Here is a 13505-nt window from a genome sequence, read left to right as displayed (position 1 = left end):
ATGATGGATCATGCCCTTTACAATCCGGCAGCGACAGCCGCGGCACCTGCTCCTTGGGGGCGCGTGCGCCGCAGTCGCTATGTGGCCGACCGCGCACTCAAGATCACCTGCACGCTCTTCACGCTTCTCGGCGCCTTCGTGCTCGGATGGATCCTGCTGATGCTCATCGTCGAGGGCATCGGCGGCCTCTCGCCCGCGGTCTTCACGGAGACGACGCCTGGTCCCGGCACGGCAGGCGGCGGCATCGCCAACGCTATCGTCGGCAGCCTGATCCTCACATTTCTCGGCATCGTGGTTGCAACACCCATCGGCGTGCTCGCCGGAACCTATCTCGCCGAATACGGCAAGGCCTCGATGCTCGCGACGGTGATCCGCTTCGTGAACGACATTCTTCTCGCAGCGCCCAGCATTCTCATCGGCCTCTTCGTCTACATGCTGATGGTGCAGCCCATGGGCGGCTATTCCGGCTGGGCAGGCGGCGTGGCGCTCGCCATCATCGCGGTGCCCGTCATCGTCCGGTCGACCGAGGACATGCTGCGCCTTGTACCGGGTTCGCTGCGCGAGGCCGGCGCGGCGCTGGGCGCGCCCATGTCGACGGTCATCATGAAGATCAGCTGGAAGGCCGCGCGTGCGGGCATGGTCACCGGCGTGATCCTCGCCACTGCACGCATCGCGGGCGAGACCGCACCGCTGCTGTTCACGGCGCTCAACAATAATTTCTGGTTCAGCCCGACGCTCATGGGCGGCGTGTCGAACCTTCCCGTCACCATCTACCAGTTTGCGCTGGCGCCTTACGAGAACTGGCGTGAACTCGCCTGGGCCGGCGCCCTCATCATCACCCTGTCGATCCTGGCGCTGTCCGTCGTGGCACGCCTGCTCTTGAAGAAGGATAAAGTCCGATGAGCAGCACGATTGCCGTCAACACGAGCAGCGCCATCGGGAACACGGCCGCTGCCGATAGCAGCGCGCCGGTCCGCATCTCGGTCAGGAACCTCAATTTCTATTACGGCGATTTCCGCAGCCTGAAGGACATCTCCCTCGATTTCCATGACCGGCAGGTAACCGCGCTCATCGGCCCGTCCGGTTGTGGAAAGTCGACGCTGCTGCGCACCTTCAACCGCATCTACAGCTTGTATCCGGAGCAGCGCGCCGACGGGCAGATCCTGCTCGACGGACAGAACGTTCTCTCACCATCCGTCGATGTGAACGAGCTGCGCGCTCGCGTCGGCATGGTGTTCCAGAAGCCGACGCCGTTCCCCATGTCGATCTACGACAACATCGCCTTCGGCATCCGTCTCTATGAGAAGCTTTCCAAGAGCGAGCTCGACGGACGTGTTGAGGCGGCTCTGCGCAAGGCTGCCTTGTGGGACGAGGTGAAGGATAAGCTGCGCCAATCCGGCATGGGCCTGTCAGGCGGACAGCAGCAGCGCCTGTGCATCGCGCGCACCATCGCGCAGCGTCCCGAGGTGATCCTGCTGGACGAGCCGACCTCGGCGCTCGACCCGATCTCCACCGGCAAGATCGAGGAGCTGATCGAGCAGCTGCGCTCCGAATTCACCATCGTCATCGTCACCCACAACATGCAGCAGGCGGCGCGCATCTCGCAATTCACCGCCTTCATGTATCTGGGCGAGCTCATCGAGTTCGGGGACACGACGAAGATATTCATGAACCCGTCGAAGAAACAGACCCAAGACTACATCACGGGCCGCTTCGGCTAATAACGTTCCCAGGGGAGACCTCCGATGTCGGAGCATATCGTCACTTCCTACGACAACGACCTGCAGGCCCTGCGCCGCCGCATCTCCGAGATGGGCGGCATTGCCGAGAAGATGCTGGTCGATGCGATCAGCGCCCTTGTTCGTCACGACACGGCCATGGCGCAGACCGTCATCGCCTCCGACAAGCGGCTCGACGTGCTGCAGCGCGAGGTGGAGGAAAACGCCATCCTCACCATCGCCCGCCGCCAGCCCCTGGCGGTGGACCTGCGCGAGACCATCTCGGCCATCCGCGTGTCCGGCGACGTAGAGCGCATCGGCGATCTCGCCAAGAACATCGCCAAGCGCGCGCTTGCCATCGGCGCGGATTTCCAGCCGCAGAAAATCGTGCTCGGCCTTCAGCATATGAGCGATCTGGTGCTGGGCCAGCTCAAGGATGTGCTTGATGCCTATGCGCAGCAGGACACCGCCCGCGCCCTCGACGTGTGGAAGCGCGACGGTGCCATTGACGCGCTCTATACCTCGCTCTTCCGCGAGCTTCTGACCTACATGATGGAAGACCCGCGCAATATTTCGTTCTGCACGCATCTCCTGTTCTGCGCCAAGAACATCGAGCGCATCGGCGATCACACTACCAACATCGCCGAGACGGTGCATTATCTCGTGACGGGCGAAACGCTCGCCATCGACCGGCCCAAGAACGACCGGTCCATCGATACCGGTATCGAGGCGGGAGCCTGAGGATGGGACCTCGCGTTCTGATCGTTGAAGACGAGGAGCCGTTGACGCTGCTGCTGCGCTACAACCTCGAAGCCGAGGGCTACGAGGTGGACAGCGTGGCGCGCGGTGACGAGGCCGAGATCCGCCTGCGTGAGCAGGTGCCCGACATCGTTCTGCTCGACTGGATGCTGCCGGGGCTCTCCGGCATCGAACTCTGCCGCCGCATCCGCGTGCGCCCCGAGACAGAGCGTCTGCCGGTGATCATGCTCACCGCTCGGGGCGAGGAGGGCGACCGGATCCGCGGCCTGTCCACAGGGGCCGACGATTATATCGTAAAGCCCTTCTCGGTGCCGGAGCTGCTCGCCCGCGTCCGCGCGCTCCTGCGCCGCACGAAGCCCGCGCATATCGCAACGCTGCTGCGTGCGGGCGACATGGAGCTCGACCGCGAGACCCATCGCGTGCGCCGTGCCGGGAAGGACCTGCATCTGGGGCCCACGGAATTCAAGCTGCTCGAGTTCCTCATGCAGAGCCCAGGCCGCGTGTTCAGCCGCGAGCATCTGCTCAACGCCGTCTGGGGCCACGACGTCTATATCGACGAGCGGACCGTGGACGTCCATGTGGGTCGCCTGCGCAAGGCCATCAACATCCCGAAGATGCCCGACCCCATCCGCACCGTGCGCGGGGCAGGCTATTCCTTCGATGAGACCTTCGCCCGCGCCGATCAGGCTGCAAGCGCCGAGGGCTGATCGCGCATCCCGAAACGAAAAGGCCCGCTGGGTGCAGCGGGCCTTTTCTATTTCAGGATTTGGTTTGGCTTTAAGCGCGGGCCAGCTTGCGCTCACGCTTGCGGTCGGCCACCGGCTGGTAGGCGATGCGGGCGTGATGGGTGCAATAGGGCAGGCCGGTGATGGAGCGGGCGCCGCAGAAGCGGAATTCTGGCTTCGTCGGGTCGCCCATGGGCCAGCGGCACATGGACTCGCGCAGATCCATGATGGTCACGCGCTCGGACATGGGGATCGCCAGATCGTCCTCTTCGGCAACCATTACCGGCTGTTCACGCACGGGCTGGAGCGGAATGGGGGCCAGGACCACATTGTTATGGGCCTGAGGCGCAATCGGGGCCGGCGCGCTGGGGGCGCGGGTGGCTTTGCGAGCGCGGGGCGCGGACGGAGTGGCCTTCACGTCCTTAGCCCGGCCGGACAGGCCGAGGCGGTGAACCTTGCCGATCACCGCATTGCGGGTCACGTTGCCGAGCTCGGCGGCGATCTGGCTCGCGCTCAAGCCATCGGTCCAGAGCTTCTTGAGAAGCTCGACCCGCTCATCGGTCCAAGTTGCGCCCGCATCTGTCATTTTTAAACTTGCCTCCATCGTGGCCGCCTTCTTGAACCCAGAATCCCCTACACCTCGCGGACAGAGAGTTTATGTCCGACCGCGTTGGGAGGGGTCACTCCTTGGGTGAAAGCCGCCGCACGAATGCTGTACTCGACTGACCTGAAGTTACAGGATGGGTGGACTCGGGCGCAAGAGTCCCCGGTCCCCCCCCGCCGTTTTCCCCAGGGAACTCTCCCAACGGAAAATTCCTCCTGTGATGTTTCAGTTCATTTCTCTTGAATTGACAGGGTCCCGCACCTCGTTAGAATCCCCGCCGTGCCGCCCCGCTTGGGCGGCGCTTTCTTTTTATGCCCAGGGTGGCTCAAGGTGCGACCTTGGGTCCCTATAAGGCGGAGACAAACCGTGACATCGCCATTGCTGCCTGTTTTTGCCCGCGCCGAACTGTCCTTCGAGAAGGGGGAGGGCCCCTGGCTCTACGGCCGAGACGGGCAGCGATATCTCGATTTCGGAGCCGGCATCGCCGTGAATGCCTTGGGCCACGCCCATCCGCATCTGGTCGAGGCGCTGACCGAGCAGGCCTCCAAGCTCTGGCACAGCTCAAACCTGTTCCAGATCCCCGAAGGCGAGCGCCTGGCGCAGCGGCTGGTGGATCATACCTTCGCCGATGTGGTGTTCTTCACCAATTCGGGCGCCGAGGCCAATGAGGCCGCCATCAAGATGGCCCGCAAGTATCATCATGCGAACGGCCATCCCGAGCGCTTCCGCATCATCACGTTCGAAGGTGCCTTCCACGGCCGGACGCTCGCCACCATCGCGGCCGGCGGGCAGGCCAAGTATATCGAAGGCTTTGGACCCAAGGTCGAGGGCTTCGATCAGGTGCCTGTCAACGATCTGGAGGCCCTGAAGGCCGCCATCGGTCCCGAGACGGCGGCCCTGATGATCGAGCCGATCCAGGGCGAAGGCGGCGTCCGCTCCGTGGACAATGCGTTTCTCAAGCAGCTGCGCGCTCTCTGCGACCAGCACGGCCTCATGCTGATCTTCGACGAGATCCAGACCGGCGTCGGCCGCACGGGCAAGCTCTTCGCTTATGAGTGGACGGGCGTGACTCCGGACATCATGGCAGTCGCCAAGGGCATCGGCGGCGGCTTCCCGATGGGGGCCTGCCTCGCCACGCGCGAAGCGGCGATCGGCATGACGGCGGGAAGCCACGGCACCACCTTCGGCGGCAATCCTCTGGCCATGGCCGTGGGCAATGCCGTGCTCGACGTGATCCTCGCTCCGGGTTTCCTCAAAGAGGTCGAACGCAAGGGCCTGCTGCTCAAGCAGCGCCTGGCCGAGCTGAAGGATCGCCACTCCTCGATCATTGCCGAGGTGCGCGGCTTTGGCCTCATGATGGGCCTGCGCACCGTTGTGCCCAACACCGATTTCGTCGCCGCTGCGCGCGATCAGAAAATGATCGTGATCGGCGCCGGCGACAACGTCGTCAGGCTTCTGCCGCCGCTCATCATCTCCGATGAGGACATTTCGGAAGCCTTCAATCGTCTGGATGCCGCATGCGCGGCCATGGAAGCTGAGCTGAAGACCAAAACTCAGCCGGGAGCAGCCTGAATGAACACCCGTCACTTTCTCGATATCAGCGACTTCTCGGGTGCTGAGATCCGCCGCATCCTGAAGGTGGGCTCCGAGATCAAGGCCAAGCGTCGCCGGGGCGAACGCTCCAAGGAGCGTCCGCTCGAAGGCAAGACGCTGGCCATGGTGTTCGACAAGCCCTCCACCCGCACGCGCGTGTCTTTCGATGTAGGCATGCGCGAGCTTGGCGGCGAGACGCTGATGCTCACCGGCAAGGAGATGCAGCTTGGCCGCGGCGAGAGCATCGCCGACACGGCGCGGGTTCTCTCGCGCTATGTGGACGCCATCATGATCCGTACCCTCGACCATGCCATGGTGGCGGAGCTGGCGCAGTATGCCTCGATCCCGGTGATCAACGGCCTGACCAAGACGACGCATCCGTGTCAGATCATGGCCGACGTCATGACCTTCGAGGAGCATAACGGCTCCATTGAAGGCCGGACGGTGGCCTGGGTGGGCGATGCCAACAACGTGCTCGCCTCTTGGATTCACGCCTCGGCACGCCTAAATTTCGCTCTGAAGATCGCTTCTCCGCCGGAACTTGCCGTGCGACCCGAGCTTTTGTCCTGGGCAAAGAAGGAAGGAGCGGAGATCAGCGTGACGACGGATGCCTTCGAGGCCGCCGAGGGGGCCGATGCCATCGTCACCGATTGCTGGGTTTCGATGGGAGATGACGACGAGTTTCGCCGTCACAACCTGCTGAAGCCCTATCAAGTCAACAGCAAACTGATGAGCGTAGCCGCCAAGGACGCCGTCTTCATGCACTGCCTGCCCGCGCATCGCGGAGAGGAGGTGACGGACGACGTGATGGACGGTCCGCAATCCGTTGTTTTCGATGAAGCCGAAAACCGGCTTCATGCACAGAAAGGCATCCTCGCGTGGTGCCTTGGAGCAGCAAACGCATGAGTTCAACTTCGTTCGAGGGCCATGACGACGTCGTTCTGCCGTTCTCGGTGGAGCCTCTCGACGTGCGCGGGCGCGTGGTGCGCCTCGGTCCCTCCATCGACACGATCCTGGCCCGTCACGGCTACCCTAATCTCGTCGCCCGCGTCATCGGCGAGGCTGCGGCGCTGACCGTGATGCTCGGTGCATCGCTGAAGCTCGAAGGCCGCTTCCAGTTGCAGACCAAGACCGACGGCATCATCGACATGGTAGTGGTGGATTTCAACGCGCCTGACAAACTGCGCGCGACGGCCCGCTTCGACCAGGAAAAGCTCGATGCTCTCGGATCCGGATCGATGAGCACGGGCGAGCTGATCGGCAGCGGCTATCTTGCCATGACCATTGATCAAGGTACGGAACGCAGCCGCTACCAGGGCGTTGTGGCGCTCGAAGGCCAGGGCTTCGAGGAGGCGGCTCATCAATATTTCCGCCAGTCGGAGCAGATCCCCACGCAGGTGCGCCTTGCCGTGGCCGAGCAGTTCGAGGAGGGCCGCCACACCTATCGTGCCGGCGGCCTGATGATTCAGTTCCTCCCGTCCTCGCCAGAGCGCATGCGCCAAGCAGATCTTCATCCCGGCGACATTCCCGAGGGCCATGCTTCAAACGGTTTCGGCATGCCATCAGAAGACGACGCCTGGGTCGAGGCCAAGTCGCTTGTCGCGACGGTGGAGGATCACGAACTCATCGATCCCGCCGTATCGAGCGAGCGTCTGCTTTATCGCCTCTTCCACGAGCGCGGCGTGCGTGTGTTCGAAGGGCAAAACGTGCATGAGGAATGCACCTGCTCGCATGATCGTATCATGGGCATGATGCGCCGTTTCTCAGCCGAAGATCGTCGCGACATGGTGGGCGACAACGGCCGCATCGGCATCACCTGCGAGTTCTGCTCGCGCTTTTACGATCTCAACCCCGCTGACGTGGAAGCCGAGATCGCGAAGACGGAAGCATAAAAGAGCTTTTGAACGAAACAAAAAATGCCCGGTCACAAGCCGGGCATTTTGCATTTTGCCGCGGGCGCAACGTCAGGAGGCGGCGCAGGTCGCCATCAGACGGCGCATGAAGGCAGCACCTGCTTCGAGCTGATCGAGCGTGATGTATTCATCCGCCTGGTGCGCCTGGTCGATGGAGCCGGGCCCGCATACGACGGTGGGAATGCCTGCGGCCTGGAAATGGCCGGCCTCCGTTCCATATGGCACCGTCTGCGTGCGGTTCTTGCCCGCAAGACGCATGACTAAGGTTTCTGCAAACGATCCAGGTTCAGGCGCGAGGCCCGGCACATTCGCGTGGACCTTCGTCTCGATGCGCCCAAAATCGCCGAAGCGGTTGAGGCGTTTCAAGGCAACTTCCTCCGCAAACTTTTCGAGCCGTTCCGGAATCTCCTTCGGATCCAGATTCGGAAGACCACGGAATTCCCAATGGAACGAGCAGGACTTCGAGATGATGTTCCGCGCCGTGCCGCCCGAGATCACGCCCACATGCACGGTCGTATAGGGCGGATCGAAGCGCCCGGTCGCATCGCCGCGTTCCATCATTTCGTCGCCAATGCGGTTGAGTTCGGTGATCAGCTCTGCCGCCGTCATCACGGCGCTTGCACCGAGATATGGCTTCGAGGAATGCGCCTCGAAGCCATGCACTGTCGTCGTGAAGGTCACGACGCTTTTATGAGCATCTACCACCTCCAGTATCGTCGGTTCGCCGACGATCACGGCTTTGGGCAGCGGCAGATCATGTCCGAGCTTGCGGATGGTATCGACGACGCCGAGACATGTGGTCTCTTCGTCATAGGAGAGCATGATGTGGATCGGCGTCTGGAGATTGGCGGCCAGAAACTCAGGAACAAGCGCGAGCGCCAGCGCATCGAACGCCTTCATATCCACCGCGCCGCGTCCGTAAGCACGCCCGTTCTCGACGCGCAGGGTGAACGGGTCGGATGTCCAGGCTTGTCCCGCCACTGGCACCACATCAGTATGACCGGACAACACGATGCCGCCCTTATCCTGCGGGCCGATGGTGGCATAGAGCGCCGCCTTGTCGCCCATCTCGTTCGGCACGCGAATGTGCGGCACGTTCCAGCTCTGGAGATAAGTCTCCACGAATTCGATAAGGGCAAGGTTAGACTTTGCGGTTTCGGTATCGAACGAAACCAATTTCGCCAGCATTTCGAGCGGCGTCAGCCGCTGACCGTTGGAAGACATACAAACCTCAGCATGCGTCGAGCATGAATTGGGAAGTCCGTAGGACTAAGGCTCCACCCGGATTTTGGCAAATGATGCACGAGCGATGCACGCTTGAGGATAATGCATGTTCCGCAAGGGAATGGGTGGGCTTGGCAACCTGCCTGCAAGCAGACGTTGCTTTGTGTAAGGCGCACATGTAGCTTTATATGAAATATCATTACATGGACGGAACATGCCAGCTGAAATTACCCTCGCCGATAGAAGCATTGGTGCGCTCACAGCGCTGGACAACGGCACCTTCCTTTCTGTTTGGAATGCGTCCGGCAACGTCGTCATGGCGCAACTCTACAACCTGGATGGCACGAAAAAGGGCGGTTCTTTTGCGCTGTCAGCTTCGTCGGCTGGTGCAAACGTCAATTTGGCCGCCACCAATCTCGGCAATGGTCGGGTTGCCATCGTCTGGGAACAGGAAGGGGCGAAGCCTAGCGTCTATGCCAAGGTGATCGATGCCGATGGCAAGTCTGTCCACGATGTTTTCAAGATCCCGTCAGGGACGTCGGCTCAGACCTTGGATGACATCTCCGCTCTGCCCGATGGAGGCTTCGCCGTCGCGACCATCAATGAAGGTGTTGCCACTGTCGTCAAAGTGGCCGCTGACGGCACAACGGCGGGTCCGATTACTATCAAGGACAACGCGCTCGACCTGAGCATGACGAGGCTCCAGAATGGAAATTTGGCGCTTTACGTCCATATCGATACGCCCGACTATTTGAACAACACGATAGGCTATATCCTGGGCACCGCATTGTCGGGGCCTTTTTACCCTGGTTCTCTTCGCGACCCTGACGATACGGATCCGTTAAATCCGCAGATGACGGCTTTGTCCAATGGCAACATTCTGCTCGCTCACAACGGAACTTGGGGCGAAAGAGATACCCTTGAGCTCGAACTCTTTTCGAGCCCCGGTGCTTCCTTGGGGCCAGGCGCCTTTCTTATGGCAGGAGAAGGCGAAACGATCGGGGCCCATGTCATCAAGGCATTGCCTGGTGGTGGCTTCGTTTTCGCATATGAGCAAGGCGACGCTACCGATAGAGATGTTTATGTCGGTGTATCTCAGTCCGGCGCTTTGGGGGGAGTGAGTACGGAAAGGGTCGGCTTCTTCAAGTACGATGACGATCAGTCTGCGCCCAAGATCGCCGTTCTCCTGGATGGCCGATATGTCGTCAGTTGGACCGAGACGGTGTACGGCATTCCGGAAACGAGGGCGCATATCTTCGATCCCCGCCTGAGCGGCGCTATCTGGACCGGCACGAGTGCGGGCGAGCAGTACCAAGGTACGGAGTTCTCGGACAACCTCAACGGCAGCGGCGGCAATGACTATCTGGTTGGCGAGGCAGGCTCGGATGTGCTGAATGGGGGCACTGGCAGCGATACCCTCATCGGTGGTGTCGGCGATGATATCTATCACGTGGATAACAGTGGCGATCAGGTGATTGATGTTTCAGGCGTCGATACGATCGTCACCACGATCAACTATACCTTGAATTCCTCCATCGAAAACCTGACTGCATCGGACTCTGCTGGCGCAATCGCCCTGACGGGCAACAACACTCATAACGTGCTGACCGGTAATGCGGCTGCCAATACTCTCAATGGCGGTGAGGGCAACGACACGCTCGACGGCGCAGGCGGCGCCGACCGCATGGTCGGCGGCAAGGGCAACGACACCTACTACGTCAACCACAAGTCCGACAAAGTGGTCGAGACCTCCGGCCAGGGCACGGACACGATCTATGCGCGTGTCAGCTACACCATCAGCAACTACGTCGAGAAGCTGATCGGCGAGGGCTCGAGCGCGATCTCGCTTTCGGGCAACGGATCGTCCAACACGATCACCGGCAATACGGGCAAGAACACGCTCAAGGGCAACGCCGGCAACGACATCCTCGATGGCGGGCTTGGCAATGACGTGCTCTATGGCGGCACCGGCAAAGACAGCTTCGTGTTCAGCACGGCCTTGCACAAGACCAAGACCGTCGACGCGATCAAGGACTTCGTGGTCAAGGACGACACGATCCGCCTGGAGAACGCGATCTTCACCTCGCTCACCAAGACCGGCAAGCTCAACAAGGCGTTCTTCAAGATCGGCCCCAAGGCCAAGGACAAGAACGACTACCTTGTCTACGACAACAAGAAGGGCGTGCTCTATTACGACGCCGACGGTTCGGGCAAGGGCGCTGCGATCAAGATCGCGACCCTGTCCAAGAACCTCAAGATGACCCACGCCGACTTCCTCGTCATCTGACGAGGGGCCTTTGAGAAGATTCTGATGCGCTTCACAATGCGCATCAGAATCTTTCAATGCTTAGTTCAATGCAGCACGCGCTTGTTGCGCGGCATGTCGAGTGAAAATGCCGGGATCTCGGCATCGAATCTTTCGCCGTTCGCGGTTTCCATCACATAGCTTCCCTGCATGGTGCCGCTCGGCGTCGTGAGCGGGCATCCGCTCGTATAGCTGTAGCTCTCGCCCGGTCCGAGCACCGGCTCTTCACCGACCACGCCGGTGCCACGCACTTCCTGCACGCGGCCCTGCTCGTCGGTGATGCGCCAGTAGCGCGCGCGCAGCTGCACGCGCTCGAGCCCCAGATTGATGATCTCAACCGTGTAAGCAAAGAAGTAACGGTGATCGTCGGGCGAGGATTCTTCCGGCATGTAGCGGGGTGTCACGGTCACGCTGATGCCGCGGGTGACGGCCTTGTACATGGGTGGTCCCTTAGCCAGGAGTGGAATTCCCATTCCTCGTAGGACGGCCTTCAGGCCTCGTCAATCGAGGCTGAGGGAGAGCTCTTTGGGTCGGCCCAGCGGGCTTACACGGCCCGTTCCCCGCGCCGACCGTGCTTTGGCAGATTAACCTTCATCAGCGCCTTGGGCTGGGAAGGGCTGGCGTGATACCCATTTCACGATGAAGAATGATGAAACGGGCCGAGAATTCCGTTACACAGCTTCGACAGTTAAGCTAAGAACACGCGAGACAGAGCAGGGGCCCAGGAAAAGGTCATGGTTGCGTTGAAGGACGGGATTCAATCGGCGGATGCCATCATGCGCCTCGCGGAAGCGGGTGTGATCAAGCCGGAGACGCCCTTCGCCTCCGATCAGGTGCAGCCCGCGAGCCTCGACCTGAGGCTCGGCCGCCGGGCCTACCGGGTCCGCGCCAGCTTCCTGCCAGGCCGCAATCATACGGTGAAAGATCGCCTCGCTCAGTTGAGTTTCCATGAGATCGACCTCTCGGCAGGAGCTATCCTGGAGACGGGCAGCGTCTATATCGCAGAATTGCAGGAGGGGTTGTCCCTGCCGGAGGACCTGTCCGCTGCAGCAAACCCCAAGAGCTCGACAGGCCGGATCGACGTGTTCACCCGGGTGATCACCGATCGCAGCCAGGAATTCGACACCATCGGTGCCGGTTATTCGGGCCTGCTTTATGCGGAGATATCGCCGCGCACCTTCCCCGTGCTGGTGCGGACGGGCACGCGCCTGTCCCAGCTGCGCCTGCGCAAGGGCGACGTGCGCCTCACCGATGTCGAGCTTCATGCCCTCCACCAGCGTGAGCGGGTCGTGACCTCCGCCGAGCCGTCGATCCAGGACGGCGTGGCCGTGAGCGTTGATCTCGCGGGCTTCGGCCCTGACAATCTCATCGGCTACCGCGCCAAGCGCCATACCGGCCTTGTGGACGTGGACAAGCCGGGTTCTTGCCGGGTCTCCGATTTCTGGGAGCCGCTTTATGCGGAGGCCAACCGCACCCTGATCCTCGATCCCGGCCAATTCTACATCCTCGCCTCCAAGGAAGCGGTTCACGTCCCGCCGGATTATGCCGCCGAGATGGTGCCCTTCGATCCGCTCGTGGGCGAGTTCCGCGTCCACTATGCCGGCTTCTTCGATCCGGGCTTCGGCCACGCCGGCGCAGGAGGGGAGGGGGCCCGGGCGGTCCTCGAGGTCCGTTCCCGCGACGTGCCTTTTATCCTCGAGGATGGCCAGATCGTCGGCCGCCTCGTCTATGAGCGCATGGCTGAACGCCCGCAGGTGCTTTATGGGGCAGGAGCGGGGTCCAACTATCAGGCGCAAGGCTTGAAACTTTCCAAGCACTTCCGCTGACCCCTTGCGGAAATGCAGCCAAGATCGATATGGTCTTGGATAGCGCGCGGGCGTAGTTCAGAGGTAGAACGTCAGCTTCCCAAGCTGAATGTCGTGGGTTCGATTCCCATCGCCCGCTCCAACTCCTTCTCTTTGATGCGGATCAAGGCCATTTGAAGTCCCTTACGATAGGGACTTTACGGGTTATTAAGCATGCCTCTCCGGACAAGGAGGGAAAATTGCGAAATCCGCTCGGAGAGGTGTTGACAAAATGTCGGCCAATCGACATATCCGCAGCCCCGCCGGATTTCAGATCCAGGCAGGCTTCATGTCAAAGACACCGCATCGGCAGAGTTCCTTCCGGAGCTCCAAAGAATGTCGGGTCTGATCAGGAGCTCTAAAGATCCTGATCGACGCCAAGAGCCGGGAATGCCAGTTGATGGCAAATCTCCGCGGTTCCTCTGACGGACAATTCAAGTTTCTAGAAGGCGCCAGCCAACTGAAACAAAGTAAACGTAGAGATGATATCATCCCTACGAGCGATGAAGTCTGGTCTGAATACTGAAATTAGGTTGGTGCGACGCCCGGACGACGAAAAATCTTCAAAAAAGATGTTGACGTTGAAAATGGGAATCGCTAAACATCTCTCCATCGACGGCGACCTTTGACGGGTTGTCGGACTGGAGGCCCTGGGGACCTGATCGGCTGAGAGGCGGATGGGGTTCTGTGGCTTCCGTGTCTTGTCTCTTCGGGACGAGATTTGCTCTTTGACAAGTGAAGAAAGAAGGAGAAGCGTAGGCGGCGGTGTCCTTGCGCCGGTTCTTTGAACCGGAATGATAAGACAACGACCCGTTCTATG

Annotated in this window: 12 protein-coding genes and 1 tRNA gene; 10 read left to right on the top strand and 3 right to left on the bottom strand. The window is 61.0% G+C overall.

All coding sequences use genetic code 11. The features are described from left to right. The first annotated feature begins 3 nt into the window (after positions 1-3). The 4 genes from pstA to phoB are packed head-to-tail and all read left to right on the top strand — an operon-like array spanning position 4 to position 3184. The gene (pstA, locus tag MHY87_RS17885; RefSeq protein WP_239353931.1) at positions 4-903 is read left to right on the top strand and encodes a phosphate ABC transporter permease PstA; all 900 of its coding nucleotides are present in this window, start codon (positions 4-6) and stop codon (positions 901-903) included. Continuing rightward, entirely contained in the window at positions 900-1721 is an 822-nt protein-coding gene (pstB, locus tag MHY87_RS17880; RefSeq protein ID WP_239353930.1) for a phosphate ABC transporter ATP-binding protein PstB, read from the top strand. Before pstA ends, pstB begins: the two co-directional genes overlap by 4 nt. A 24-nt stretch (positions 1722-1745) precedes the next feature. Then, positions 1746-2459, top strand: coding sequence for a phosphate signaling complex protein PhoU (gene phoU / locus MHY87_RS17875; protein WP_239353929.1), 714 nt, complete (start codon positions 1746-1748; stop codon positions 2457-2459). A gap of 2 nt (positions 2460-2461) precedes the next feature. Then, positions 2462-3184 (top strand): phosphate regulon transcriptional regulator PhoB, encoded by a 723-nt coding sequence (phoB, locus tag MHY87_RS17870; protein ID WP_239353928.1) that lies wholly within the window; start codon positions 2462-2464, stop codon positions 3182-3184. 70 nt (positions 3185-3254) lie between these two features. On the opposite strand, the gene MHY87_RS17865 is transcribed toward phoB, so the two are convergent. After that, entirely contained in the window at positions 3255-3788 is a 534-nt protein-coding gene (locus MHY87_RS17865) for a GcrA family cell cycle regulator (protein ID WP_239353927.1), read from the bottom strand. A gap of 384 nt (positions 3789-4172) precedes the next feature. On the opposite strand from MHY87_RS17865, the gene MHY87_RS17860 reads away from it, so the two are divergent. The 3 genes from MHY87_RS17860 to MHY87_RS17850 are packed head-to-tail and all read left to right on the top strand — an operon-like array spanning position 4173 to position 7291. Further along, positions 4173-5378: an aspartate aminotransferase family protein gene (locus MHY87_RS17860; protein ID WP_239353926.1), complete on the top strand. Its 1206-nt coding sequence runs from the start codon at positions 4173-4175 to the stop codon at positions 5376-5378. After that, positions 5379-6305 (top strand): ornithine carbamoyltransferase, encoded by a 927-nt coding sequence (argF, locus tag MHY87_RS17855; RefSeq protein ID WP_239353925.1) that lies wholly within the window; start codon positions 5379-5381, stop codon positions 6303-6305. After that, positions 6302-7291 (top strand): Hsp33 family molecular chaperone, encoded by a 990-nt coding sequence (locus tag MHY87_RS17850; protein ID WP_239353924.1) that lies wholly within the window; start codon positions 6302-6304, stop codon positions 7289-7291. The genes argF and MHY87_RS17850 overlap by 4 nt, the downstream gene beginning before the upstream one ends. 72 nt (positions 7292-7363) lie before the next feature. On the opposite strand, the gene argE is transcribed toward MHY87_RS17850, so the two are convergent. Continuing rightward, the gene (gene argE / locus MHY87_RS17845) at positions 7364-8536 is read right to left on the bottom strand and encodes an acetylornithine deacetylase (protein ID WP_239353923.1); all 1173 of its coding nucleotides are present in this window, start codon (positions 8534-8536) and stop codon (positions 7364-7366) included. A gap of 214 nt (positions 8537-8750) precedes the next feature. On the opposite strand from argE, the gene MHY87_RS17840 reads away from it, so the two are divergent. Next, a complete protein-coding gene (locus MHY87_RS17840) occupies positions 8751-10823 on the top strand; it encodes a calcium-binding protein (RefSeq protein WP_239353922.1) in 2073 nt (690 codons plus the stop codon). A gap of 65 nt (positions 10824-10888) precedes the next feature. Here MHY87_RS17840 and apaG read toward each other — a convergent pair whose 3' ends face one another. Next, entirely contained in the window at positions 10889-11281 is a 393-nt protein-coding gene (apaG, locus tag MHY87_RS17835; protein WP_239353921.1) for a Co2+/Mg2+ efflux protein ApaG, read from the bottom strand. 294 nt (positions 11282-11575) lie between these two features. Here apaG and MHY87_RS17830 point away from each other — a divergent pair, with 294 nt between their 5' ends. Then, a complete protein-coding gene (locus tag MHY87_RS17830) occupies positions 11576-12667 on the top strand; it encodes a 2'-deoxycytidine 5'-triphosphate deaminase (protein WP_239353920.1) in 1092 nt (363 codons plus the stop codon). 46 nt (positions 12668-12713) lie between these two features. Continuing rightward, a tRNA-Gly gene (locus tag MHY87_RS17825) sits at positions 12714-12788 on the top strand. The last annotated feature ends 717 nt before the right edge of the window (positions 12789-13505 follow it).

This window comes from Microvirga sp. ACRRW, assembly GCF_022346925.1.
Taxonomy (GTDB): Bacteria; Pseudomonadota; Alphaproteobacteria; order Rhizobiales; family Beijerinckiaceae; genus Microvirga.
This window is presented reverse-complemented; position numbering and strand designations above follow the sequence as displayed.

Excerpts from the sequence above, each read along its gene's own strand:
- pstA (WP_239353931.1), top strand. The coding sequence starts at position 4 with ATGGATCATGCCCTTTACAATCCGGCAGCGACAGCCGCGGCACCTGCT.
- pstB (WP_239353930.1), top strand. The coding sequence starts at position 900 with ATGAGCAGCACGATTGCCGTCAACACGAGCAGCGCCATCGGGAACACG.
- phoU (WP_239353929.1), top strand. The coding sequence starts at position 1,746 with ATGTCGGAGCATATCGTCACTTCCTACGACAACGACCTGCAGGCCCTG.
- phoB (WP_239353928.1), top strand. The coding sequence starts at position 2,462 with ATGGGACCTCGCGTTCTGATCGTTGAAGACGAGGAGCCGTTGACGCTG.
- MHY87_RS17865 (WP_239353927.1), bottom strand. The coding sequence starts at position 3,788 with ATGACAGATGCGGGCGCAACTTGGACCGATGAGCGGGTCGAGCTTCTC.
- argF (WP_239353925.1), top strand. The coding sequence starts at position 5,379 with ATGAACACCCGTCACTTTCTCGATATCAGCGACTTCTCGGGTGCTGAG.
- MHY87_RS17850 (WP_239353924.1), top strand. The coding sequence starts at position 6,302 with ATGAGTTCAACTTCGTTCGAGGGCCATGACGACGTCGTTCTGCCGTTC.
- argE (WP_239353923.1), bottom strand. The coding sequence starts at position 8,536 with ATGTCTTCCAACGGTCAGCGGCTGACGCCGCTCGAAATGCTGGCGAAA.
- MHY87_RS17840 (WP_239353922.1), top strand. The coding sequence starts at position 8,751 with ATGCCAGCTGAAATTACCCTCGCCGATAGAAGCATTGGTGCGCTCACA.
- apaG (WP_239353921.1), bottom strand. The coding sequence starts at position 11,281 with ATGTACAAGGCCGTCACCCGCGGCATCAGCGTGACCGTGACACCCCGC.
- MHY87_RS17830 (WP_239353920.1), top strand. The coding sequence starts at position 11,576 with ATGGTTGCGTTGAAGGACGGGATTCAATCGGCGGATGCCATCATGCGC.